The 24553-nt window shown below is 39.5% G+C and carries 21 protein-coding genes; 6 read left to right on the top strand and 15 right to left on the bottom strand.

The window, feature by feature from the left end; all coding sequences use genetic code 11:
- Nucleotides 1-2 precede the first annotated feature (2 nt).
- Both AACU25_RS03780 and AACU25_RS03775 read right to left on the bottom strand, forming a co-directional pair.
- A complete protein-coding gene (locus AACU25_RS03780) occupies nt 3-725 on the bottom strand; it encodes a molybdopterin-dependent oxidoreductase (protein ID WP_096573972.1) in 723 nt (240 codons plus the stop codon).
- A 189-nt stretch (nt 726-914) separates the two neighbouring features.
- Nucleotides 915-1514, bottom strand: coding sequence for a cytochrome b/b6 domain-containing protein (locus tag AACU25_RS03775; RefSeq protein WP_096573971.1), 600 nt, complete (start codon nt 1512-1514; stop codon nt 915-917).
- 707 nt (nt 1515-2221) lie between these two features.
- Between AACU25_RS03775 and AACU25_RS03770 the strand changes: the two genes are divergently transcribed.
- On the top strand, nt 2222-7243 hold the full coding sequence (locus AACU25_RS03770; protein WP_096573970.1) for a response regulator: 5022 nt from the start codon (nt 2222-2224) through the stop codon (nt 7241-7243).
- On the opposite strand, the gene AACU25_RS03765 is transcribed toward AACU25_RS03770, so the two are convergent.
- Nucleotides 7237-7653 carry an ATP-binding protein gene (locus AACU25_RS03765; RefSeq protein ID WP_096573969.1) on the bottom strand — a complete coding sequence of 139 codons (417 nt, stop codon included), beginning with the start codon at nt 7651-7653 and terminating at the stop codon, nt 7237-7239. The genes AACU25_RS03770 and AACU25_RS03765 overlap by 7 nt on opposite strands.
- Before the next feature lie 170 nt (nt 7654-7823).
- Between AACU25_RS03765 and AACU25_RS03760 the strand changes: the two genes are divergently transcribed.
- Nucleotides 7824-9014, top strand: a complete 1191-nt coding sequence (locus tag AACU25_RS03760) for a SpoIIE family protein phosphatase (protein WP_096573968.1) — start codon at nt 7824-7826, stop codon at nt 9012-9014.
- A gap of 132 nt (nt 9015-9146) precedes the next feature.
- Here AACU25_RS03760 and AACU25_RS03755 read toward each other — a convergent pair whose 3' ends face one another.
- The 7 genes from AACU25_RS03755 to AACU25_RS03725 form a co-directional block, all read right to left on the bottom strand.
- Entirely contained in the window at nt 9147-9479 is a 333-nt protein-coding gene (locus AACU25_RS03755; protein WP_096573967.1) for an STAS domain-containing protein, read from the bottom strand.
- 308 nt (nt 9480-9787) lie between these two features.
- Complete coding sequence (locus AACU25_RS03750; RefSeq protein WP_190445977.1) at nt 9788-11260, bottom strand: DUF3131 domain-containing protein; 1473 nt, start codon at nt 11258-11260, stop codon at nt 9788-9790.
- A gap of 598 nt (nt 11261-11858) precedes the next feature.
- Nucleotides 11859-12098, bottom strand: a complete 240-nt coding sequence (locus AACU25_RS03745) for a hypothetical protein (protein ID WP_096573966.1) — start codon at nt 12096-12098, stop codon at nt 11859-11861.
- A 507-nt stretch (nt 12099-12605) separates the two neighbouring features.
- Entirely contained in the window at nt 12606-12830 is a 225-nt protein-coding gene (locus tag AACU25_RS03740; RefSeq protein ID WP_096573965.1) for a hypothetical protein, read from the bottom strand.
- A 405-nt stretch (nt 12831-13235) separates the two neighbouring features.
- Nucleotides 13236-14471: an LL-diaminopimelate aminotransferase gene (locus AACU25_RS03735; protein WP_096573964.1), complete on the bottom strand. Its 1236-nt coding sequence runs from the start codon at nt 14469-14471 to the stop codon at nt 13236-13238.
- A gap of 263 nt (nt 14472-14734) precedes the next feature.
- Nucleotides 14735-15322 (bottom strand): ankyrin repeat domain-containing protein, encoded by a 588-nt coding sequence (locus AACU25_RS03730; protein WP_096573963.1) that lies wholly within the window; start codon nt 15320-15322, stop codon nt 14735-14737.
- Between the two features lie 275 nt (nt 15323-15597).
- The gene (locus tag AACU25_RS03725) at nt 15598-16299 is read right to left on the bottom strand and encodes a M23 family metallopeptidase (RefSeq protein WP_096573962.1); all 702 of its coding nucleotides are present in this window, start codon (nt 16297-16299) and stop codon (nt 15598-15600) included.
- Nucleotides 16300-16843: 544 nt separating this feature from the next.
- On the opposite strand from AACU25_RS03725, the gene AACU25_RS03720 reads away from it, so the two are divergent.
- Nucleotides 16844-17233, top strand: a complete 390-nt coding sequence (locus AACU25_RS03720; protein ID WP_096573961.1) for a hypothetical protein — start codon at nt 16844-16846, stop codon at nt 17231-17233.
- Nucleotides 17234-17302: 69 nt separating this feature from the next.
- Here AACU25_RS03720 and AACU25_RS03715 read toward each other — a convergent pair whose 3' ends face one another.
- Nucleotides 17303-17509 carry a hypothetical protein gene (locus AACU25_RS03715; protein WP_190445978.1) on the bottom strand — a complete coding sequence of 69 codons (207 nt, stop codon included), beginning with the start codon at nt 17507-17509 and terminating at the stop codon, nt 17303-17305.
- A gap of 14 nt (nt 17510-17523) precedes the next feature.
- Here AACU25_RS03715 and AACU25_RS03710 point away from each other — a divergent pair, with 14 nt between their 5' ends.
- Together AACU25_RS03710 and AACU25_RS03705 are read left to right on the top strand one after the other, a co-directional pair.
- A complete protein-coding gene (locus AACU25_RS03710) occupies nt 17524-17790 on the top strand; it encodes a toxin HicA (RefSeq protein ID WP_096573960.1) in 267 nt (88 codons plus the stop codon).
- Nucleotides 17774-17986: a type II toxin-antitoxin system HicB family antitoxin gene (locus AACU25_RS03705; RefSeq protein ID WP_096573959.1), complete on the top strand. Its 213-nt coding sequence runs from the start codon at nt 17774-17776 to the stop codon at nt 17984-17986. The genes AACU25_RS03710 and AACU25_RS03705 overlap by 17 nt, the downstream gene beginning before the upstream one ends.
- 58 nt (nt 17987-18044) lie before the next feature.
- On the opposite strand, the gene AACU25_RS03700 is transcribed toward AACU25_RS03705, so the two are convergent.
- From AACU25_RS03700 to dnaK, 3 genes are all read right to left on the bottom strand, one after another.
- Nucleotides 18045-18353, bottom strand: a complete 309-nt coding sequence (locus AACU25_RS03700; RefSeq protein ID WP_096573958.1) for a hypothetical protein — start codon at nt 18351-18353, stop codon at nt 18045-18047.
- Nucleotides 18354-18679: 326 nt separating this feature from the next.
- Nucleotides 18680-19675 carry a DnaJ C-terminal domain-containing protein gene (locus AACU25_RS03695; RefSeq protein ID WP_096573957.1) on the bottom strand — a complete coding sequence of 332 codons (996 nt, stop codon included), beginning with the start codon at nt 19673-19675 and terminating at the stop codon, nt 18680-18682.
- Nucleotides 19676-19925: 250 nt separating this feature from the next.
- Entirely contained in the window at nt 19926-22163 is a 2238-nt protein-coding gene (gene dnaK, locus AACU25_RS03690; protein WP_096573956.1) for a molecular chaperone DnaK, read from the bottom strand.
- 179 nt (nt 22164-22342) lie between these two features.
- Here dnaK and AACU25_RS03685 point away from each other — a divergent pair, with 179 nt between their 5' ends.
- Nucleotides 22343-23191, top strand: a complete 849-nt coding sequence (locus AACU25_RS03685; RefSeq protein WP_096573955.1) for a M28 family peptidase — start codon at nt 22343-22345, stop codon at nt 23189-23191.
- 8 nt (nt 23192-23199) lie between these two features.
- Here AACU25_RS03685 and AACU25_RS03680 read toward each other — a convergent pair whose 3' ends face one another.
- Nucleotides 23200-24135 (bottom strand): bestrophin family protein, encoded by a 936-nt coding sequence (locus AACU25_RS03680; protein WP_096573954.1) that lies wholly within the window; start codon nt 24133-24135, stop codon nt 23200-23202.
- Nucleotides 24136-24553: the final 418 nt, after the last annotated feature.

The raw sequence follows: 24553 nt of genomic DNA, 5'->3' as shown, positions 1-24553 counted from the left end.
AACTAAAGTCCTGCAAACCATTCGTAGCCTTGGTCTTCCCAATAGCCTTTAAAAGGTGATAAATAACTAGTTAGTGTAATTTGAGTTACCCATTTACTCTGTTTGTAACCCAACTTAATTGGCGAAGCTAAACGCAGTGGTGCGCCATTATCAATCGGTAAGGCTTCTCCATTTTTTTGATAAGCTAATACAGTTTGGGGATGTAAAACTGATGCTATATCCCAACTTTCATAATAGCCATCGGCTGATTTAAAATAAGCATACTTAACATTTGCTTTCGGTTGAGCAATTGTGAGAATTTCTTTTAAACTTACACCACCCCATTGCACGATCGCAGCCCAGCCTTCTACACAAACATGGCGGATAATCATCGAAGTGAGGGGCAAAGCGCGAATTTCTGCTATACTCAAACTCAGAGGTTGATTAACTTCACCATCAATAATTAAGCGATACTTCTCCTCATCAATAATTGGAGTAGACCTAAAGCTATTCACAATTAAAGCTTCTGGTTGAATTTGACTTGGCGAAAATTCTGGTACTGGCTTTTGTGGCTTAAAGATAAAAGTTTCTACCTTCTGGTTAAGTGGTTCCGATAATTTACCCACCAAATCTTCAAAGCTAGGTGTACCACAGCCACCAAGTAATAAACTGGCACTAGATAATCCAGAAATTTGTAAAAATTGCCGACGTGTAAATTGAGGAATATTGCTGCGAATTAAACCCATATTAAAAAGCCGAGAAATAATTTAGCTAAACATAGAATTTGCAGAGTGAGCACTATTCAATATTCATACACTAGTAGAGAGGAAAATTCTTGTTCCACAAGAGCTAGATTATTTTTTAAAATTATGTGTCTGCAAGCTGTTGTAGTGTATAGTACCCAATCTCAAATAAAAAAGTCGATGAATACCAAATTACCAAAACATAGAATCTGTAAGTTCTTGACCACCAGCTTTACGTCCTAGAAAATAGTGAGCGATCGCAAATACAATTACAATGGGCACTGAGGCAAAATGAGCAATACGCAATCCTTGCCAACTGCCAAATAAATCCACAATCCAGGAAAATTGAGCAGGTTTATACATACCTATACCAGTAAATAAAGCCAAAAGTAAGATAGGAATAATAGCTGTATAAACAATGCGATGCCAAGCATAAATTAATCGCTTGCTGTTCTGAGTTTTTTGTAATGCTTTGACATCATTGGCACCGACAAATCTATGCCGCCAACGGCGAGTAATAAAAACATAAACTCCATACCATAATAGATTTAGCGAAAATAACCACATAGCAAAAAAGTGCCAATGTCTACCCCCAGCTAGCCAACCTCCTAATGTAAATAAAGGAAAAATATGTATACCTGTACGCCCACCAAAAACCGGATTAGCATTATAAATTTGTAGTCCGCTAGTCAACATCATAAACAGGCTAATGATATTAATCCAGTGGAAAATTTTAGCTCCTATTGCTTGATGGGGTAACTTTCGTGGTTTAGAGGGAATAGTCACAGTCACGTTGCTTACTCCAAATTAAAAATTTAAAATTAACAATCTTTGAGTTGTATAAGCAGTTGTGCAAAGCCTTAATAGCTAAAAGACTACAAAATTTATTTTCCATTTTTTCTAGCGTTTACTCATTTGTTACAGTACAAATTTATCTGCGTAGATCTGTATTTATCCTCTGACCCACCAATACGGAAATCGCGATATTAGCAGTTAACTATTAATTATTTCAGACTTTGAGCAGAAGATATGGAGAAGTTTTTATTGCCATAAAATATTAGATATGAATACTAAATACCAATTTCAATCATGTTTGCACTGCTGAAATTAATTCATTAGGCTACAACATTAGTTGTGTTCCCAGCGATATGTCACATTTGTTTAAGTAGTATAAATTATTGCAAAGCTTCAACAAGGTTTTTTCTTGTCCCTTTTCCCCATCTCCTTTTGCCCTTAACCAACAAGTATTGAGATGGATTCATCTTGAATCTAATTCGGTAATCAAGAGTTAACAGTCTTGTATCTGTACCATAATCAGTGAAGTTACTATAACGATTTTCGTAAAAAAGCATCATTATTAATATATGAATCTTATTTTTTAAATGTATAAATTCTGCTCTATATGTTGGGTATTTTTACGACAAACTACTTAGACAGCGATCGTAAGTTCAGCACGATCGATTTATTGAGGTCTTTTGACCTACAAATCAAGCGCAAGGATGAAAGCAGCATTACCTAATAACGAAGCACAGAGACTTGAAGCACTTTCCCAGTATCGGATCTTAGATTCAGTATCTGAAGCAGCTTTTGACGACCTAACTTATTTAGCATCGTATATTTGTGGCACTCCCATCGCCCTAGTTAGCTTAGTCGATAGTAACCGTCAATGGTTTAAATCGAAAGTTGGTTTAACAGATGTAGAAACCTCCCGCGATATTTCATTTTGTGCCTATGCAATTTTACAATCTGAAGTTTTTGTGGTTCCTAATGCCAAAACTGACGAAAGATTTGCCACTAATCCTTTAGTTACATCAGAGCCTTATATAGGTTTTTATGCAGGTATACCTCTAATTAATGTAGATGGATATGCTTTAGGAACACTCTGTGTGATTGACCATGTGCCAAGGGAACTGACTGTAGAACAGATGGAAGCCTTACGGATTTTAGGCCGCTATGCTATTAGGCAACTAGAACTGCGACGCGATTTAACAAGTTTAGGGCTGCCATATCAGAAAAATAAATATATTAAAAAGACACGTATGCAATTCTTAAAAAAGATTGCGGCAGCACTAGGACTAGCATCTACCATATTAGTAATAACTGGTATATTGTCCTACCATAATACAAAAATATTTATTGAAAATCTGAACGCAGAAAAAACTACAGAGGAGAAAATTTATACTCAAGAAAAACTACTATCTCTGCTCAAAGATGCCGATAATAGTGAGTTTGATTATCTGGTAACAGGAGAAAAAAAATATTTAGAACCTTATAAGATAGCAGTTAATAATATTAGTTCCCATGTTCAAGAGCTAAAAAAATTATCTAAAAAACAGCCACAGCAACAACAAATTTCTCATTTAGAAATATTAATCACAGGAAAATTAGCCGAAATTCAGGAAACTATAAATTTTCGTCAGCAAAATAGTTCTGATTCTAACTGGCAGTTATTTTTGAGCAATCGCCGTCATAATCTCATGGATGAGATTCGCAAGCTGATGGCGAAGATGCGAAATGAAGACAGCCAGCAACATCAACAATATGCTGCAGCAGCCAAAGCTAGTGGCACGCAGACAATTTTGACAATCGTCATCGCCATTAGCCTATGTTTTATGATTCTCAGTGTAGTTTACTATCTAATCTATCGCGAAATTAAAGAGCGATCGCAAACAGAAGCAATCATAGAACAAGAACGCTATTTAATCTCAGAAATTTTAAATACAGTTGCAGCTTTAGTGATTGTTCTCGACGCGCAAGGAAGAATTGTTCGCTTCAATCAAGCTTGTGAGCAAACCACTGGTTACTCATTTGATGAAGTTAGGGGTAAATATTTCTGGGACATCTTGCTAACTCCAGAGGAAAAAGAGCTAGTTAAAGTCGTTTTTCAACAGCTACAAGGTGGTCAATTTCTCCATGAGTACGAAAACTACTGGGTGAAAAAAGATGGTAGTTTCCGCTTGATTGCGTGGTCAAACACCATCCTCAAGAATGATGCTGGGCAGGTTGAATATGTTATTGGTACAGGGGTTGATATTACCGAACGCAAAAAAGCAGAAGCCGCTTTGCAAGATAGCAAATGGTTTGCGGAAAGCATTGCGGACAATTCACCCAGTTTAATTTATGTGTTCGATTTGGACACTATGAGTGTTATTTATACCAACAAACCTGCGAGTAGATATTTGGGATACGAGCCAGAAGAAATTACAGCAATGGGTTCGGACTTTTTGACTAATATTATTCATCCTGACTATTTGCCCAGCAGAATGAGATATTTCGAGGCTGCTCAAAAACTCAAAGACAACGAGGTAGTAGAATTTGAACAACGACTGAAGCATAGTAGTGGCGAGTGGCGATGGTTTTGGCATCGTGAAACCATTTTTAAGCAAAGAGCAGATGGTACGCCGTGCCAAATTATGGGCACTGCACATGATATTAACGATCGCAAACGAGCAGAACAACACTTGAATGCTCAATATGCCGCAACCAGCGTATTAACCGCCGCTAATAATATTGCTGAAGCTATTCCCTTGATTTTGCAGGGAATCTGCGAGAGTTTGGGTTGGGATGCAGGGGAAATGTGGTTAGTGGATCAACAAGCCAATGTTTTGCGTTGTCTTGATATTTGGTATGCATCATCTTTAGCAACATCAGAGTTGGAAGCATTTACCCGACAAACCACTTTTGCTTTGGGAGTAGGTCTACCTGGTCGTGTGTGGGCCGATAATACACCGATTTGGATTGATGATATGTTGGCATCTGCCAACTGTGCCGACCAACAGATTGCTGAAGCAGGATTGCAATCTGTTTTTGGTTTTCCTGTATATAGTCGCAACCAAACTTTTGGTGTGATTGCTTTTCGCAAGCGGGAGAAGCAGCAAATAGATTTAGATTTGCTAGTGAGTCTGACTACTATTGGTAACTTATTGGGTCAGTTTATTGAGCGCAAGCAGGGAGAAGAAGAACTCCAACGCCAAAATTTGCGATCGCAACTGTCGGCTGATATCACTCTTAAAATTCGGGAGTCTTTACAAATAGATGAAATTCTGCAAACCAGCGTGACAGAGGTGCAAAAGCTGCTGAAGGCAGACCGAGTACTGATATTGCAATTAGAATCAGATGGCTCTTTTACAACCCTCAAAGAAGTAGTGATGCCTGACTTGCCTACAATCATGGGGCAGAATATTTTTGATCCTTGCTTTAGCGAAAATTATATTGATCAATACCGTCAAGGTAGAGTTAGCGCCATTAACGATATTGAGCAATCTCAGATTCAACCTTGCCATATTGAAATGCTCCAGCAATTTGCTGTTAAAGCTAACTTAGTTGTGCCAATTATCTTAAAAAGTCAGCTTTGGGGATTACTGATTACTCATCAATGCCACCATCCAAGGCAATGGACTAATTGGGAAACGAAACTTTTACGAGAATTAGCTGACCAAATTGCTATGGCTTTAGCCCATGCTAAATTGCTAGAAGCAGAAACTCTGCAAATACAAGAACTTGAAGCTGCTCGCAGTCAAGCCGAGTTGGCATCTCAAGCTAAAAGTGCTTTTTTAGCAAACATGAGTCACGAAATTCGTACCCCCATGAATGCCGTTTTGGGGATGACTGGCTTATTGTTAGACACGGTGCTAAACGCCGAACAGCGAGATTTTGTGGAAACTATTCGCATTAGTGGCGATGCTTTACTAACGTTAATCAACGAGATTTTGGATTTATCCAAACTAGAGGCTGGGGAAATGGTTCTCGAAACTCTAGACTTTGATTTATCAACCTGTGTGGAAGAGGTAATCGATTTATTAGTTCCCCAAGCTCATAGTAAGGGGATAGAAATGGGAGCATTAATTCAACGCGATGTTCCTACTTACCTGAAAGGGGATGCTAGTCGTTTGCGACAAATTTTAATGAATTTACTCAGCAACGCTATCAAATTTACTAGTAAAGGTGAGGTCTTAGTCCGAGCAGAATTAGAATCAGAAACTCCAACTACAGCTACCATCTATTTTGCGGTTACAGATACAGGTTTGGGTATTTCCCCAGGAGACCAAAGCAAACTTTTTACGCCATTTACCCAAGTGGATGCTTCCACTACCCGTAAATATGGCGGGACAGGTTTAGGGTTAGCTATTTGCAAACAGCTAGTAACTTTAATGGGGGGAGAAATTGGGGTAGAAAGCCAGCTAGGTGAAGGCTCAAAGTTTTGGTTTAGAGTGACGTTTGCCAAGCAAATCCAGCCTGTTGTACCAATTAGCGATCGGGGATTTTTAAAGAATCGTCGTTTATTAGTTGTGGATGATAATGCTACTAATCGTAAAATCATCTACCATCAAGCTACCCGTTGGGGAATGCAGGTAGATACAGCCGACTGTGCAGCAGCCGCCTTCAGTGCTATACAAAAAGCTTATCAGCAGTCACAGCCTTATGATATTGCTTTGATTGATATGCAAATGCCCGACACAGATGGTATAAGTTTGGGAGCCAAAATTAAAGCCAATTCTGCCATTGGTGAGATACCTTTGATTATGCTTACTTCTACTAATCAAAGGGATGAAGTTAGACAATCACTGCAAATAGGATTTGCTGCTTATTTAGTCAAACCTGTGAAGCCATCTCGCCTTTTGGATATTATTATGAATAACTTAGGAAACGGGACAGAACCTCATAATTTCGATAATTCAGCAGTTACAAAAATGTCTAATTCTGTGCAAACCATACAAACTAAAGTTGCCAGTAAATCTCAGTTAAGAATTCTGCTAGCTGAAGATAATCTCGTCAATCAGAAAGTCGCTATCAAACTATTGCAAAGCTTAGGCTATAGCGCGGATGTGGTGGCTAATGGTCAAGAGGCACTGGAAATATTAAAAAAAGTTCCCTACGACTTAATTTTTATGGATTGTCAGATGCCTGTGCTTGATGGTTTAGATGCCACAAGACAAATTCATCGTTTGCCAGAAAGCTCCTTTGCTAGCCGTCGTCGTCCTATAGTAATTGCGATGACTGCTAATGCGATGAAAGAAGATAGACAAAAGTGTCTTGATGCTGGTATGGATGACTATTTGAGTAAACCAGTAATTAAAGACAAACTTTTAGCCATGTTAGACTATTGGGGAAGTATAATTTTGAAGCCGCAGGATACTGTGGTTTGTAAACCTGAAGCCAAGACCACAGACACTAATCCCCTAGGTTTACTAATTGATTGGGAACACCTACATCAACTTTCAGAAGACAATACAGAATTTGAATTTGAGTTATTAGAAATTTTTGTTGAAGATACTCACACTCATTTAGATATCACTAAAGCCGCAATCGAGAATAATGATTTTGAACAACTAGCGCAAGAAGCTCATCACATTAAAGGTGCTAGCGCTAATGTGGGTGTGACACCTATGCGCCGGGCTGCAGAACAATTAGAACAACTAGCTCACGAACAGGAACGGAGAGGTACTGCGAAACTAATTGATGAATTAACTAAATACATCAGCCAAATTCAAGCTTTTTTGTTGCACCAAAATAATCAATAATATTTACTAATAAATAAACAGTAACGAGCATCTTTTGTGGGCTCGTAAGTTAACTTATCAGCAATCTCCGACATGATTTTTAATCCACGTCCACGTTCTTGATCGTTATCTTCAAATGCCGCGACTTCTTGTAATTTTCGAGCTAAATCGAAAGCAGGGCCTTTCGACATAATTCTGATTTCTATATGTTCCCTTGAACGCACAGCTTCTAATTCAATAGGCGTTTCTACGGGTAAATTTTTATGTGCATGTTCCACAATATTTGCAAAACCTTCTATCAGCAAAGTTTGGCATTGCCACCAGATTTTTGCATCAGAAATGGGCGGTCTATTTATCTGCTCAAACCATGATAAAACCTGTGCAGAATTATTCAGATCTGTATCAACTTTGAGATGGATTTTATGATTCACTGTAACTTTAACCTGTCAAATTTATTGATTATTGATTACATTAAGTCAAAACCAAAACTAGCAACTTTAATATTTTATTATATAATATTTAATTACAGTTTGATTAATTAATATAAGTGATAATCTTAATTATATTCTCAATTAAATTTAAGCTTTTTTAAATAAAACTTATGTTTAAAATTCTCATAATTGATGACGATCCTATAGTACGTATAGCACTAAAAAGAACACTACAAAACCAAGGATACGATACGACGACAGCCAGCAATGGAGAAGAGGGAATCGCCCTAGCAAGGAGCATAACTCCTGCTTTAATTATATGTGACTGGATGATGGCAAAATTGGACGGAATAGAGGTCTGTCGTCGTATTAAAGCCGATCCAGAATTAGCAACTACTTTTTTTATTCTCCTAACGGCTAAAGGTGCAGCTCGTGGAGAAGAAAAAGATAGAGTTCTAGGATTAGATGCAGGTGCAGATGAATTTGTCTCAAAGCCAATAGAGATGAATGAATTAAAAGCAAGAGTGAGAGCAGGGTTAAGGCTACACCAACTAAATCAAGATTTGCAAACTCAAAAGCAGGCTTTAGAGCAACTCAATCAAAGCCTGCAAACTCAAAAGCAAATTTTAGAAGCAGAACTAGCTGAAGCTGCTGATTATGTGCGATCGCTTTTACCATCCCCAATGGAGGGAACAGTCACAACAGAATCACTGTTTATTCCTTCAGCGCAGTTAGGTGGTGATTGCTTTGACTACTACTGGCTAGATGACGAGCGTTTAGCCATTTATCTGATGGATGTATCAGGACATGGGGTGGGTTCAGCGCTCTTGTCTGTATCTGTACTGAATGTGTTGCGATCGCAGTCTCTACCCAACACTAACTTTAGTCAACCAAAAGAAGTACTTTACGCTCTCAATCAAGCCTTTCCTATGAGCCATCACAATGATAAGTACTTTACTATCTGGTATGGAGTTTACGATTGCTCAAAACGTCACCTCATCTACGCTAGTGCTGGACATCCACCCGCAGTATTGTTATCTGGAATAGATACAACAGACATGAGTGTCAAACAGCTAAGTTCTTTAAATCTACCTATTGGCTTTGTTCCTAATGTGGAGTTTGAGGATGTGACTGTTGAAATCTCTGCTCACAGCAGTTTATACATTTTTAGCGATGGTGCTTACGAAATTCATCAGCCTAATGGTCAGCTTTGGGGTATCAATGCTTTTATTGAATTGTTAATCAAATGTAGCACTGAGCAGACTACTCAGCTGCAGCAAGTATTCGCCGAGATTTTGTCTTTAAATACTCAAGAAAATCTAGCAGATGATTTATCTTTGCTGAAGGTAAGCTTTGGCTAAATTAGTAGCTTGGCAGAGAATTCAACAATCTCTAATTTAGGGTTTTTGGCTGCTTACAACAGTTTATTTATGTACGCCAAATTGTCATAATAAAATTTCTATATATTATACCCTAATTAACTCTAGAGTATTTCACTGTACTGACAATACATGACGTTGAAATTCATCGCGATCGGCAAAGTTTTGAATAATTCTATCTACTTTGGTTAATTCAAATAACATTTTGACTTGAGAACTAGCAGAACATACAAAGAGCTTCGCATTAGCATTGCGTACTATCTGCATAGCTGAAACTAAAGCGCCTAAACCAGAACTATCAATAAAGCTCACGTCTTTGAGGTCAATCAATAAAACATCTAATCCTGTTTGCCTAGTGACAATGTCGCTAACTTCACGACGCAATTGATTACCCCTAATAGCATCTAAAATACCCGATGGCTCTATAATTGTTAATTTTATTTTCATTACTTAAATTTCCTGTTATGTAGATAATAAATTTCACTTTATTATTTTGGCACTCAATTAATCAAATCTGCAAGATATATAGCTGGAGTTTAGACTAAGCAGTAAGAAAAGGCCCAGCAGTGCTGATTTGATCAAACATAACATTCAAGAATGAAGATATTTAAGATTAAGTAGATCGTAATAGCAGAGTAAATAAAATCAAAATTGCAAAAATGTGCCAATGAGAAAAAATGCAATCGCTCTCATTAGCGTCTTTTTATGGCGTTGCAGCATATTGAAAAAATTAATTTTTGAAAGTCAATTTGGGATTAGAGAGATTTTTTGCCAGAAGCACGTCCTGATTTTACCCCTGCCCAAACTGTAAGTGGCTTGCCTACATGCTTATAAAGCAAACTTTCAAGAATTACACCATTATTATTAGCAGTTAGAGAAGTATTTGGCTGCTGTAAATCTTCGTAGAAGCCGTTATACCAACCTTTCTCAGACTTGAGATTTTTTTGTACAAAATCAAATAATTGGCGAGTGTAAGCATTGTTATAAAGCACATGCCAAGCGATCGCCGCTTTGCTACTGAGAAAGCGCAAATTATTGTGTTTTTCTTGAGTTTCTGTGATTGTCGCCCAAGGTTCACCATTTACAAGCAAGCTGCTGTAAACAAAGTAGGGAGGACGATCTACGTTATCTTCGGAAACGGCTGTTAACTGTTTTGTGTTGTGATAACGAGCTTCTTGAGCGGCTAAAACGCGATCGGCATAAGCTTTAGGTAAAGTTTGAAAACCAGTCTCAATGCCATCAAGAATATAAGGCTCGCTCAAAACATAGTTATTGGCTCCCGAATTTTCGTAGTTACGCTGGTCGAAAGGTACACCCTTGCCGTAAATATTTGCAAAGGCAACGTCAGACTGATAATCTAAGGCTTCATTGACATCCAAACCCCACAGTTTTAAACCATAGGCGGCATAATTTTCATAGCCTAAGCGTCCTTCTTGGTTGTATTGTTCCTTACCTTCGATGACGCTTGCACCATACATTTGCCCGTCTTTAGTCAGACGTTGAACGTGCCAATGCTGCCAGACAGCATCAGACTTAGATTTTAACTGCGGATATTTTGTACCTACTATTTTGAGCCAGATTGCCATTCGTCCCAAATCGATAGCCGACCAGCCAATTTCGGCTTTTTTATCTGGATGTCCGTAATTTACAGGTGTTAGGGTTTGAGAATTGTAGACTTTGTTAGGCAATTCTCCTTTGTATAAAGGCAAAGATGCTAGAGTATCAAGCATTTTGCTGATTTTGAGGTCGAATTCAGTAGCAGATATAAAATTGAGTTCTCTCGCTGCTACGAAAGCGGCGATCGCAGAAGCTTGATCCCACATTGTTATAGTGTTATATCCATCAACAGAGTTGACCAAGCCTGTTTCTTTGTTCCAATTACGTTGGAAGTACAACCAAGCCTGATGAGCAGTTGCAACGTCCCAAGGCGTTAATGCTCCTACTCCCGGCGCAACATAAGGAATTGTATTGACTGTCACCTGACTAGGAATCACAGGTGTACCAGGCAATGCTAAAGATTGAGCATCAAGTTTGGCAATAGCTTGTGCTGCTTTATTATTTGTATCAGAGTGAGAAGTTGAAATTTCAGTTTTTAGCACAGTATCAGTACTAGTTAGCTGCTTAGATAAATAATTTAGACTAGCGATAGCGATTATAGCTGTAACAACCCCTCCCACGGAAGCTAATAAAGATAAGCTTTTAGGGGGTAGTTCAAAATCATGTGTCATGACATCTTACCGCTTTGACGTGACAAATCATACTTACTTGCTAATACTAGTAATAGCTCTGGTTCTCTACGATAAATTAATACAGATTAACCGCTAAGAACCTAACTGTAACTAGCTTGGGCATGAGGCATGGTGAGACAGTGCTGCGGGAGGGTTTCCCTCCGCAGGCGACTGCGCTCGCGTAGCGTATCCGAAGGATTCACCCGAAGGGGGCATTGGGTTTTCTTCCTCTGCTTCCCCTACTCCCTCATTCCCTAACAAATCTGCCAATTTGTTGTATCAAGTCATACCAATTCTTCAAATCTAGGCGGCAGATAAAGTATCTACTTAAAGATACAAATTTCTTTCCTTATTGTCATCTTCCACAGTCCGAGAGAAAAAGCTATCAGGCATTTTCCTTAATTTTTGAAGGGAAATATAACCTTAGAAGGTTGTTTGTATCATTATAAGTATATTTTTGTAAATATTTCTAAATAAAGTTTCCGAATATACTTGTGAATCAAATTTTCTGGTCTATTTTTACCCGTCAAAACCTTTACCTACACAGATAGGGGCACAACATCTTGTGCCCCTACCATTTCAAATTTATAGAAATTTTTTAGCGAGATTCTGTGCCTTGATTGGGAAGACCAGGGGCTGTAATAGTACCTCCAGCAGCTTCTGGATCTGCACCCTGGCGAACATCAGTCCCAGATTCTTGGCCAGTCATCCGATATCTTTCATCAAGAGGAGTATCGCCTTCTTCTGTAGTCGGTACAGTTGTTTGGGTTCCTGGATTATCTTCAGGGTCGTATTTACCTTCATCTTGGCGGTTATCGGGAGGAGTTTTTGATGTCATATTATTTGCAACTTTGAAACAGGTTATTCTTTTAGACTAGTTTCTAGTTGTTGCTAGATTCTCTATCCTCAGAGATGAATAATTCTATAACTTAATTAACTTAATTCGGAGAAAACCTGAACTATAAATACTCATATTTGTAACTGCTAGCACAATCGGGCTTAATGTTGGTAATTTGCTGCTTTATTTGTAATATTAATGACAATATTGCTTAAAACTATATTCTAGCTATTGAAAGAGTTACCACAAATTCAGCTTCGTTAGCATTGTCAGCATTAGGTTTGATATTATCTTCTGACTGATAAGCCCTCGGTTCTACCGCAGGGCTGTTTCATTTTGAGGAATTTGCATAGTTAACAAGCTCAAGAATTAAGTAGCTGATTCAACTTGCGAGACTCAATAGTATTGATAACAAAATAATAGGGCACAAGAATGTTATGCCCTGACATCTATCTATTAAAATAGGTAAAATTTCCTGCTAAATTCAAACTAAAAACTAGAGTTTGGTTATTTACTAGCTTGTTCTACTATCTTTTTGAGGCGCATATATGCTTCTTCTGGTGTAAGTGGTTCGGATTGGTTTTCATCTGGAATATAAAATTGTCTGTTATCTGCAAAGTAGCGCACAACAAAACTGGGAATTAGTCCTAATTCCAAAGCTTTTTTTCCCAATTCTTCAGCTCTTTCTGATAGGCTGGTCTCATCATGAAAAGAAGGCTTGTTGGTAGTCATAATATTTCCTCTACATTATTACTAATTCGTAATTAAAAAACTCTAAAAATTATTAGGAGTTTTCAATTTTTTTCAGTTCTGATGAGATTCTAGATTAGAAGCTCAAATTAAATTCAGAATTTTGAATTATTTACTAGTTAAGTAACATTCAGTAATTAAATTGAAAATTATTATACTATATTTTACTGAAATTGTAGCAATTAATATTTTATTTACGCTCTATCGGTAGTGCAAATCTGCTGTTAAACGCTGGGTATATAAATTGACTAGTCGCCAGAGAATGAAGTCTCTGGCTAATAGCTAATACCAATTTAAGAGCGATCGCTACTACAGATGCAGGTTTACCATGTAGTATGCATTAGGCGTAAGCTGTAACGCACGAACAGCGTTGCTAATTTTGATAGCCTACAAAGACAAGCGAGTTGTAATTCGCTGCATTGCTTCTTCTACATTTTCGCGGCTATTGAATGCGGAAATGCGGAAGTAACCTTCACCCGCAGCACCGAAACCAGAACCAGGGGTTCCGACTACATTGACAGTTTGCAGCAATTTGTCAAAGAATTCCCAGCTAGATAAGCCATTGGGGGTTTTCACCCAGACGTAAGGTGCATTCACACCGCCATAAACTACTAATCCGGCGGCTGTGAGTTTCTCACGAATAATTTTGGCGTTTTCTAAATAGAAGCTAACTAGTGTTTGAATTTGAGTTTGTCCCTCTGGAGAGTAAACTGCCTCAGCACCACGTTGCACAATGTAAGATACACCATTAAACTTGGTCGATTGGCGGCGGTTCCACAACTTCCACAGTTCGACATCAGAACCGTCTGCGGCTTTGGCTGTGAGGGTTTTGGGTACAACTGTTAAGGCGCAGCGAGTTCCAGTAAAGCCGGCATTTTTAGAGAAAGAGCGAAACTCGATCGCAACGTCTCTTGCACCTTCAATCTCATATATAGAATGAGGAATTTCCGGATCGGTAATATAGGCTTCGTAGGCTGCATCAAAGAAAATAATCGAGTTATTTGCTTTAGCGTAGTCTACCCATGCTTTCAGGTGCGCTTTGCTAGCAGTTGCACCTGTGGGGTTGTTGGGGAAGCAAAGATAAATTAAATCAACTTTTTGTGAGGGAATCTCTGCGGTGAAGTTGTTCTCGGCGGTAATGGGGAGATAGACTAAGCCTGCAAACTCACCTTTATCGTTAGCAGTTCCTGTATTTCCTGCCATCACATTGGTGTCTACATAGACAGGATAAACAGGATCGGTAACAGCGATCGCATTATCATGTCCAAAGATTTCCAAAATATTGCCTGTATCGCACTTAGAACCGTCGGAGATAAAGATTTCGGAAGCGTCGATGTCGGCTCCCCTTGCTTGGAAATCTTGAGCCGCAATTTTTTCTCTTAACCAAGCATAGCCTTGTTCTGGCCCATAGCCTTTGAAAGTAGCGCGATCGCCCATTTCTTCTACGGCTTTGATCATGGCTGTGCGACAGGCTTCAGGTAAAGGTTCTGTGACATCACCAATACCAAGCCGAATGATTTTTGCATCTGGATTGGCTTCAGCAAAAGCATTCACCCGTCGTGCAATTTCGGGAAACAGGTAACCAGCTTTCAACTTGAGGTAGTTGTCGTTAATCGTTGCCATAGTAGATTGTGAAAAACGCCCTCAAACAGCTTACCGAATTTTAGATTTTAGATTTTAGATTTTAGATTTTAAATTTTGGATTGAAGATTGATAAGTTCATATCTCACCAGTTCTAAAGCTTCTGAATTTATACTCGCTCTCAAGAAGCAAGCTAGGTAGAATAAATCCACGCATCCAAAATCCAAAATTGATTTACTGCTAATTGCTGGGTGCGATCGCATTTTTTGTTGGCTGGTGACTGTTGACGACTAACAAACCCGTATCTAGAATTTAGCGCCTGCTTTCTTGAGTACAGCAACTATCTTCTGCCAATTACCTCCAGTCGCAACACTCAGTGGTGACGCACCCATCTGATTTTTAACATTTATCTTCGCTCCCTTAGCTATTAGCATTTGTACAACTTTTACATAATCATCTTCATAGTATTGAGCAGGGGGAGAGCAAGCAAACATGAGTGCAGTACTATCTTTTAGGCTTTTGGCATTAACTACAGCACCTTTGTCTAGCAGTAACTTTGTCATTTCTACCCCAGCACGATAGGTATATCTAGCTGCAACCATCAAAGGTGTAATGCCATATTGATCGCCATAATTCACATTTGCGCCTCGCCGCAGCATCATTTGCACGCTTTGCATGGCACCATCACTAACGGCTAATGCAAAATATCTATCAGGATCGCCGCCATTATCAAGATAATTTTTTACTACATCAATCTGATCGGTTGAAACTGCTTCAATTAATATGTCATCTTGACTCTGTACTTCTGTTTGAGCAAGAGCAACAGAGGGTGAGGAAAGCAATATAAGTGCTAACAGTAATCCCAGCTTACTGCATAAGTATTTTTTATTCATAGCTCAAGCAAAATCTTCTACTGGAGCCAAACTTCACTTTAGGAACAATCTTTTCCGGACTGTATCAAATTTTCTTCTTAAATCTATTTAGTTTCAAAAATTCTAGCTAATTTATTCGCTTGGTAACATCTTGCTTGCTGTATATGCAGAATGGGGTTAAGTAAGAGCGATCGCTCTTTACTCAACTTTCGTAAAATTTTCAATCCCCTTACGGGGAGTATATAATCTTTATTTTCCAGCTAATAGGTAATAGGGGACAAGCCCCTATTTAAAATCTAATAACCAGAATCGCCAGTAGTTGCGGATTCTTGAATTACGACTTGTGACTGTTGAGCATTAATTGTTGATCCGCCTCTTCTAGCAATTTGCTGTTGGGAAAACATTTCTCGCAAAACCATTGCTGGATCTACATAGTTAGTGTCATACTTCAATCCCCAATGCAAATGAGGCCCGGTAGTTCTTCCAGTCATTCCTACTCGCCCAATTCTATAACCTGTGGGGATATTTTGACCTTCAGCAATTTGAATTCCACCTGCGCGATCGACTAGATAACGACGACCGGAGATGACTTCTACATTGCCTTCCATGTGACAATAAGTATGCTCCCATGTGCCAGATTTAATGATTATATGGGTGCCACAGGCATTGCGATCGCCTACTTTTAGTACTCTACCAGCCCACCAATTGCGAATGTAACTACCTTGTGGAGCTGCAATATCTAAGCCGCCATGAAATTCCCAATTACTACCACCAGTAGCAGAACGGCGATAACCAAAAGCAGAAGTATAGCCTTGAAAGTTTTCTACAGGAAAAGATGCAGCTAGCCAAGCATTGCTGGAATTGGCTTTATTTGACTTAACTTCTCTAGCTCCAGCTACTTCTGGTTTCGGTAATATAGTGATTAAACTTACCAGACTCAATCCTATTGTTAATAAAGTAGCTCCGTATACTAATGCTTTTTTCTGACGCATACTCATTTTTCGTCCTCAATCCAATTGATGTATCAGTAAATTGCTTGAAAATTACAGTTGAATATGTTTAAAAAAGCTGCTGTATCAGCCAATTTATTATTGATATTGCAATATCAAGACATGATAATATATCACTTGTAAACATTGTCATGTCAAGTTATCTGGCTAACAAATCAGATTTTTTAAATATCAAATTGGTGGGTTTAATTAGTGCAATTAAAAACCAAATAATCAGATTTAATTCGGCATTTATCATACATTTCAGTACACAAGTATAATCGCTAATCGGCGTAGTGGTTAGCTAGGAATTACGGATTAATTGCATATCTAAGAGAAAATACCTGTGCTTGTTTTCACGGAGTAATAGTGTATGTAAGTTTATTCGCCAAGGGCTATAAGTAGAGTCATGGCTGAGATAATTTACTACTAAGCGAATTGCACATCCGGTAAAATACTGTTAATTTTAGTCAGAAAATTAATGAAACTGCTAATTGAGCATCGATCCCAGCTTTAACGCTAAAATTAGGCATTTGCGACACTCCGACAAGCTATGCTGACAGAACTTTTGCCTTTCCAGTTTGAATTGGATAAAATTGCGATCGCTGGAGCGAGTTTGTGGTCTTTGGCATTATATTTAGCTTTTTCACGAGTTAGTGAATGGGTAATTGTGCAGCTAAATCGTTGGTTTAACTTCGCTGAACAATCACTCTACACCAGTAGATCAGAATTCGAGAAAACTCGTAAAGCCAGAGAATCCCAAAACGCTTTCTACGCTTCCTTGTTTAGTATTGTGCCGTTTTTGATAGTAGGCGCTTTAGTTTACTGGGGTGTGGAAATCAGTTTAGGTCGTAGTTGGGGAGTTAGTACAGGAATACTTGCTTGTATTTCTTCTGGTATTTATGAACTAGGAAGGCGAGATGGAAGTTCTTCTGATGAATAGACAGCAAAAGTAACACCGTTGCTTCCCAGATCCCCGACTTTTTGAAAAAGTCGGGGATCTCAATTCTGTTCAGGCGATCGCACAACCAGCTTTCCTTACTACACAAGCGTTTCCAGCATCACCACCCGAAATTTTCAGGCTATATTTAGCTAAAGAAAAAACAGGGGTGGGATAATGCGGATAGCGGTGATAAGTAATTATACAATTGCCAAGGCGAGCGATCGCACTTATATAAGGACAGTATTCTATAAATATGACACTATAGAATACAGTCAAATCATCTCAAACTCGTGAGTCAACCAGATCCACTTTTAGCGAAAATCCTATCGGGGATATCTGATACCGCAATCCCTTTTGCCCAACTATGGCAACTTTTAACTAGACTAGGCTTTAATGAACATATTCGTGGCGGACATTACATTTTTACCAAACAAGGTGTTGAAGAAATATTAAACTTACAACACCATAATGGTAAAGCCAAAGCCTACCAAATTAAATTAGTCCGTGCAGTAATTCTGAAATACCAGTTAGGAACTAAAAATGAACCTTCGTTATGAAATAATTCTCTACTGGAGTAAAGAAGACCAAGCATTTATTGCTGAAGTTCCAGAATTACCGGGATGTGCTGCTGATGGGCAAACTTATCAAGAAGCACTAAAAAATACAGAAATTATTATGAAAGAATGGGTTGAAACTGCTAAAAAATTAGGTCGTACAATTCCTGAACCTAAACAACGCATAATATTTACATAAAACTGTAGGATGCGTTAATAACGCATCCTAGGTTAATTTCAAAAATTAATAATCGTAGCTATTCCTTGGATTTATCAAATAATTCCAGCAAACCAACGGTACCAACAAAAAAAGTATAAGTGGCGTATTTTATGGGTAGATGGTTTCTGGAAGGTGCATAGAAACCTGCAATAATTGCTTCAATTAAATGGCAGGAGACAGCAAAACGCTCAAACCAAAAAATTGGAGTGAGGCTACTTGGTACTTGAATATTATGGGTAATTGCATAAATATTCCACAGTTCTAAGCCAATAGCGCTGGATATCAGAACCGTAGATATGATTTTGATAATAGGCGCAAATTTTTCCTGGATATATTTGAAATTCATGCAATAGCAACCCTATTTAAATTTTGTTTTTTATCTAATACCATTTTGAAAAAAGAACGCAACAGATGGGTGAGGGCACGGCACCTGTAAGATATTTCATATACCAAAAGATTGTGGATGCCGTGCCCCTACAAAGAATTTATCTGTCGAAAACATTATTTGAATTTGTATAATTTTTTTATTCAGTATTAATTTATCATTTTTAGCGGTTCAAAAATGATTGGAAATTGCTATATCTTACATTTATTTTAGTGTAAAAATTCCATTAATAATTAAGAGAAAGTCTTTCATTTCCCCATTTTTGTGATTTTGATTAAGCGTCATGCCTAATCTATTAAATCTGCACGGGGTTTAAACGTTTCAATTTCCCGCAATTTTTCATACAGTTCCCGTTCTTCAGCACTAATAGTTTTAGGGGTAAGTATTTGGATTTCGACTAATTGATCGCCACGTTTACCGCTGTCGTTGGGGTAGCCTTTATTTGCTAAACGGAATCTTTGACCAGATCTCACTCCGGAGGGAATGGTCATTTTTACGGGGCCATCGAGAGTTGGTGCTTCTACCTGTCCGCCTAAAACGGCTTCACTGGGAGTGACTGGAACTTGGCAGAAAATATTAGAACCATCTAGCTTAAACAAAGGATGTGGTTCGACGGTAATTTTTAAGTATAAATCTCCGCCACCAATACCTTGGTTGCGTAGCCGGATAGTTTGACCTGTGACCATTCCAGGGGGCATACTTACTTCTAGCGATCGCCCATCCTCAAGCCTAATCCGTTCATTACCGCCTACATAAGCTTTTTCTAGGGGTAGGGTTAATCTCGCTTCAATATCCCGACGGGCGGGGCGTGGTGGGCTTTTGGGGACTGTATATTCAACTCGGCTTTTAGTGGTGCGAAATGGATCGGTATTTGTGTTGTTAGCTGCACCATTTTTGCTGCTTTTACCATTACCTACGCCAATCACCTGATTAATAAAACTTTCAAAATCAGGAAATTGACTGGGATCTACTTCTTGATTGTTGCGATTGTTATTGCGATTATCGCCCCAGGTTTTAGCTTTAGGGGTTTGTTTATTAAAGCCTTTTTGTTTCCAGTAGCGGCTAAATTGGTCATACTGTGCGCGCTTGGCTGTATCGGAAAGAATTTCATAAGCCTCACCGATGTCTTTAAATTTCTCCTCAGCTTCTTTGTTTCCAGGGTTAAGGTCGGGGTGATACTGTCGCGCTAACCGCCGATAAACCTTTTTAATTTCCTCACTTGAGGCTTCTTTAGGTACTCCTAAAATCTCGTAATAATCACGAAAATTCTGCAAATTTTGCATAGTTCAGGTATTCAACTTTAAATTTGAGATTGTAGTTTTTGGTAATAGGTAATGGATACAGTCAGTTGTCAGCTGTTGTTTTGCTTCACGCTGACTAATAACAAATTACCAATCACCAATCACCAAATCCGAATTTTGAATTAATTTCATCCGCTACGGGGAAGTCAAAAGTCAAAAGTCAAAAGTCAAAAAGCTAAATTTCCAGCTATATTTCTTCTAACTGCTGACTGCTGGCGATATTAGCTAGGAGTTACAGCCAATCATCATCATCATCCCAGTTATCTTGGTAGCTGGGGCGCGATCGCCGATTCGACCGATTGTCAGAGGAGGAGGAACGATTATCTCTGCCATAGCCGCGGTTAGAATCTCTACCGTAGTCTCTACCGGAATTGCCACTGTAGTCTCTGTTAGAGTCTCTACTAGAATTCCCGCCATAGTCTCTACCGGAATTGCCGCTATAGTCTCTGTTAGAATCTCTACCGTAGTCTCTACCGGAATTGCCGCTATAGTCTCTGTTAGAATCTCTACCGTAGTCTCTACCAGAATTCCCGCCGCCATAGGAATTATTATCCCAATAGGAATCTCCTCGCGGATAATCGCGATCGCGTTCTTTGTCGCCACCGGTAAAGATGTCGCGGATTGTCCCAAATAAATCGTCGTCTTCGTCCTCAGCATAGTACTGGCGGACTTCGCGATTTAGTTCATATAAAGCATCTTGCAGGTCAGCGTAAGCTTGGTCAATGCCGCGATCGTCGTCTTGCTGTAAACTGTCTTTGAGTTCGCGACAAATAGTATCGATGCGTTGACGACGGCTGCGGGCGAATTGCATTCCAAATTCTAGGGCGACTTCTCGCAGTTGGCGTTCGGCTTGTAATATCAACGCTTCCGAACGAGTCCGCTTTTCTACTCTTTCTTTGCGTTCTCGGTCAATATCGGCATATTTTTGAGCATCCTGAATCATGCGATTAACTTCTGATTCGCTCAAGGTAGAAGCGCCTTGAATTGTGATACTCTGCTCTCTGCCAGTGGTTCTATCTAAGGCTGTTACTTGTAAAATGCCGTTAGCATCAATATCAAATGATACTTGAATTTGGGGAATGCCTCGCGGTGCTGGGGGAATACCATACAGCTTGAATCGTCCCAAAGATTTGTTATTAGCTGCCATTTCCCGTTCGCCTTGGACTACGTGGATTTCCACGGTATTTTGATTATTTTCTGACGTAGAGAAAATGTCAGAACGGCGGACTGGGATAGTGGTGTTGCGGGGAATTAATTTTTTCATTACGCCGCCGATGGTTTCCAAACCCACAGATAGGGGGGTAACATCCAACAGCAGCACGTCTTTCAGTTCCCCAGCTAAAATACCCGCTTGAATGGCTGCACCTACGGCTACCACTTCATCGGGGTTCACATTTTCGCTAGGTTCTGCACCAATTAAGTCTCGCACTAACTGCTTCACCATCGGAATCCGGGTAGAACCGCCTACTAACACCACTTCTTCAATATCTGCGGGTGCTAGGCCAGAGTCTTTGAGGGCGCGTTTGACTGGGGTGCGTAAACGTCCCACCAAATCACCACATAAACCTTCAAATTGGGCACGAGTCAGGCGGGTTTCCAGGTGTTTGGGGCCGTCCTCTGTGGCAGTGATAAAAGGTAAATTAATCTCGGTAACGCTAACCGCCGAAAGTTCTATTTTGGCTTTTTCTGCTGCTTCCATCAGCCTTTGTAAAGCCTGGCGATCGCGTCTTAAATCTACATCTTCCGCTTCTAAAAATTGTTCTGCTAACCAATCTACAATTTTTCTATCAAAATCATTACCACCAAGCTGTGTATCTCCACTAGTGGCTTTAACTTCAAAAACCCCATCGCCAACTTCCAGAATCGATACGTCAAATGTACCGCCACCTAAATCGAATACTAAGATGGTCTCAGTATCACCCCGATCCATTCCGTAGGCTAAAGAAGCGGCTGTAGGTTCATTGAGAATCCGCAATACATCTAAACCAGCAATTCTGCCTGCGTCTCTAGTGGCTTGGCGCTGGGAATCATTAAAATAAGCGGGAACTGTAATTACTGCCCCTGTCACAGGTTCGCCTAAATAGCGGCTAGCATCATCTGCCAATTTCTTCAGCACCATTGCCGAAACTTCTTCTGGGGCGAATTCCTTATTTAACCGGGGACAGGCAACTTTAATATTACCAACTTCATCTTTGCGGATAGTATAGGGTACACGCTTAGATTCTGGGCTTAATTCGCCATACTTTCGCCCAATAAAGCGTTTAACCGCAAAAAAAGTGTTTTGGGGGTTGAGGACGGTTTGTCGCCGTGCCATTTGTCCCACGACGCGTTCACCTTCTTTGCTAAAGCCAACAACGGAGGGGGTTGTTCGCGTTCCTTCTGCATTGGCAATCACCACCGGCTTGCCACCCTCCATTACGGCGACTACTGAGTTGGTTGTACCCAAGTCGATGCCGACTACCTTGCCCATGCGTTACTCTTCTCCTAAATGTGTCTTAACTATATATATTATGATTGGAAGAGACTGCCCCTAGCTTGATGCTGTGGAATCGGTATACCTCATCTAAATATTGATGATTTAGGTAAGAGCGATCGCACCCTTAGCTAAAGAAGCTAGTTGCAAGACTAGGATAACATTGACATAAAGAATTGAATTTAAAAGAACGTCTCCAAGCTTACCTATCAGAAATAGCGCGAGAACGCGATCCCTATATGGCGACAGCCGGACATTTTTTTGTCCAAGAATATATTCGTCAGCAATTTAGCCAATGGGGAAGTGTGGAAATCCACACCTTTGATGTTGGGGGAAAAATTTGTCAGAATCTCATCTTAAATTTGCCGCCAGCAGCTACAAAACAACAGCGAAATTTACCACCTATTTTAATAGCAGCTCACTATGATGGTGTACCGGGAACAGTAGCAGCTGATGATAATGCTACAGGTGTGGCGGTTCTGTTGGAATTAGCGAGCAAGTTCGCAGCTGAACCAGTTAAATATCCCTTGAGGCTGGTAGCTTTTGATATGGAGGAATATGGCTTATTAGGTAGTGCTGAGTATGCAGCTTTATTACGCCAACAACAGCAACCACTACGCTTGATGTTGTCTTTAGAAATGTTGGGATATCAAGACTCTAATCCTGGTAGCCAAAGTTACCCCCCTCCCTTAGAACGCTTTTACCCCAATACTGGAGATTTCATTGCTTTAATTGGAAATCTGCGAACAATTCCTGACTTAATTAGCATGAGTCGCAATATTCGCCAAGCTGGTATAGGTAGCCAGTGGTTACCAGTCCCCAATCGCGGTTTAATTGTGCCGCAAACGAGACTTAGTGATCATGCACCTTTTTGGGATGCTGACTATCCGGCAGTTATGGTGACAGATACGGCATTTATGCGGAACCCGCATTATCATAAACCAAGCGATACGATTGCCAGCTTAGATTTAGATTTTCTCACAAGTGTTTTTACAGGGCTGGAAATTGCCATTCGGCGGCTGTAAATTTGGGATTAATTACCGAGACTCAAATCTTCTGTATTGGTCAAGTTGCTGGAAAGCGATCGCACATTTGGCGTTAAGCTGATTAAATCATCAATATTGCGTTTCATGGTTTGGCAAATTGCATCCAGAGGCAAATCATTATCATCATAACCAAAGGGGTTTTCGATTTCTAAGCCGATAGCTTCAATCCCAAATAATGTAAAACTGACTAAAGCCGCAATTAAACCAGTCCACCAACCCAAGCTTTGCACCATTTGAAATGGTAACAGCAAACAATAAAGGAATAATAATTGCTTTAAATGAATTGCATAAGCAAGCGGCATGGGTGTTCTTAAAATCCGTTCGCAAATCCCTAAATTATCAACTAAATTATTCAATAATTCTTGCATAGATGTTAACTGGTAGCTATTGAGGCATTTGTAGTTATATCTTTGCTGTAAATAATCACCAATCCAAAAAGCTACTTCTATGGGCGGATTATTCATGATTTTCAATTCCTGATACATAGACGACGGCATCAATTCTTTTAACTCCTGATTGACAGATTCACCGCGTAAATGTAATTTCATCGCCACAGCAAAAGCTACTAATAGATATAAAGCTGTAATTTTATCTTTTCTATCTTCTGGAGAAACTTCATCAACACTTACCCAAATTTGCCTTGCTAGATTTCTCACAGTATTCACTATTGCACCCCAGCTTTTTCTACCTTCCCAAAAACGCTCATAAGCTGTGTTTGTGCGGAAAACTAGTAATAAACCTAAAACAATACTGGGAATAACGCTGCCTAATATAGGTTGGGAAACTGGAAACTTATAATAGTGAAGAATAGAAATAATAATCCCAAAAATTCCAAACAATAAGACATTTTTAGCAATAGCTGAGATCACCGAGCCTTTAAGCTGTAAAACCATTGGAACCCGTTTTAATTTGTCAGCTGCCATGCAATTTACCTAAATAAGCAATAAAGTGAGCGTTAGATAACCTCAAAATAATAACTCTAGGGGTAGTACAATTGGCAACAATGATCACACAGAAAGTTTTGCGGTGCTGCGGCTAAATCTCATTGTCTCTGTATCCCAAATTCTTTCATAGCCCTAACACAACACCACTTGCTACAACGCGGAGGTAGGCGCGTAGCACTGGTGTCAACTTAAGCTAAAAGCTATATAGGGCGGGCGTTGTACAAATACCTCGCGCCCTCATCCCCTAACCCCTTCTCCCTGAGAGAGAAGGGGAATTGAATCTCTTGCTCCCTTCTCCCTGAGGGAGAGGGGCTGGGGGTGAGGGCGAAACCTTTAAACCAAGCGGTTTTCAGGTTAAGTTGACCCCAATGACAAGATGTCCGCCCCACAAGATGGA

Origin of the sequence: Tolypothrix tenuis PCC 7101 (genome assembly GCF_963874875.1) — a bacterium.
GTDB lineage: Bacteria > Cyanobacteriota > Cyanobacteriia > Cyanobacteriales > Nostocaceae > Aulosira > Aulosira tenue.
Note: the sequence above shows the minus strand (reverse complement) of the source record. Positions and strands in the feature narration are given on the sequence as shown.

What these genes read in the sequence shown, in the direction of transcription:
- AACU25_RS03780 (WP_096573972.1), bottom strand. Translation starts at nt 725, where the DNA reads ATGGGTTTAATTCGCAGCAATATTCCTCAATTTACACGTCGGCAATTT.
- AACU25_RS03770 (WP_096573970.1), top strand. Translation starts at nt 2,222, where the DNA reads ATGAAAGCAGCATTACCTAATAACGAAGCACAGAGACTTGAAGCACTT.
- AACU25_RS03760 (WP_096573968.1), top strand. Translation starts at nt 7,824, where the DNA reads ATGTTTAAAATTCTCATAATTGATGACGATCCTATAGTACGTATAGCA.
- AACU25_RS03755 (WP_096573967.1), bottom strand. Translation starts at nt 9,479, where the DNA reads ATGAAAATAAAATTAACAATTATAGAGCCATCGGGTATTTTAGATGCT.
- AACU25_RS03750 (WP_190445977.1), bottom strand. Translation starts at nt 11,260, where the DNA reads ATGACACATGATTTTGAACTACCCCCTAAAAGCTTATCTTTATTAGCT.
- AACU25_RS03745 (WP_096573966.1), bottom strand. Translation starts at nt 12,098, where the DNA reads ATGACATCAAAAACTCCTCCCGATAACCGCCAAGATGAAGGTAAATAC.
- AACU25_RS03740 (WP_096573965.1), bottom strand. Translation starts at nt 12,830, where the DNA reads ATGACTACCAACAAGCCTTCTTTTCATGATGAGACCAGCCTATCAGAA.
- AACU25_RS03735 (WP_096573964.1), bottom strand. Translation starts at nt 14,471, where the DNA reads ATGGCAACGATTAACGACAACTACCTCAAGTTGAAAGCTGGTTACCTG.
- AACU25_RS03730 (WP_096573963.1), bottom strand. Translation starts at nt 15,322, where the DNA reads ATGAATAAAAAATACTTATGCAGTAAGCTGGGATTACTGTTAGCACTT.
- AACU25_RS03725 (WP_096573962.1), bottom strand. Translation starts at nt 16,299, where the DNA reads ATGAGTATGCGTCAGAAAAAAGCATTAGTATACGGAGCTACTTTATTA.
- AACU25_RS03720 (WP_096573961.1), top strand. Translation starts at nt 16,844, where the DNA reads ATGCTGACAGAACTTTTGCCTTTCCAGTTTGAATTGGATAAAATTGCG.
- AACU25_RS03705 (WP_096573959.1), top strand. Translation starts at nt 17,774, where the DNA reads ATGAACCTTCGTTATGAAATAATTCTCTACTGGAGTAAAGAAGACCAA.
- AACU25_RS03700 (WP_096573958.1), bottom strand. Translation starts at nt 18,353, where the DNA reads ATGAATTTCAAATATATCCAGGAAAAATTTGCGCCTATTATCAAAATC.
- AACU25_RS03695 (WP_096573957.1), bottom strand. Translation starts at nt 19,675, where the DNA reads ATGCAAAATTTGCAGAATTTTCGTGATTATTACGAGATTTTAGGAGTA.
- dnaK (WP_096573956.1), bottom strand. Translation starts at nt 22,163, where the DNA reads ATGGGCAAGGTAGTCGGCATCGACTTGGGTACAACCAACTCAGTAGTC.
- AACU25_RS03680 (WP_096573954.1), bottom strand. Translation starts at nt 24,135, where the DNA reads ATGGCAGCTGACAAATTAAAACGGGTTCCAATGGTTTTACAGCTTAAA.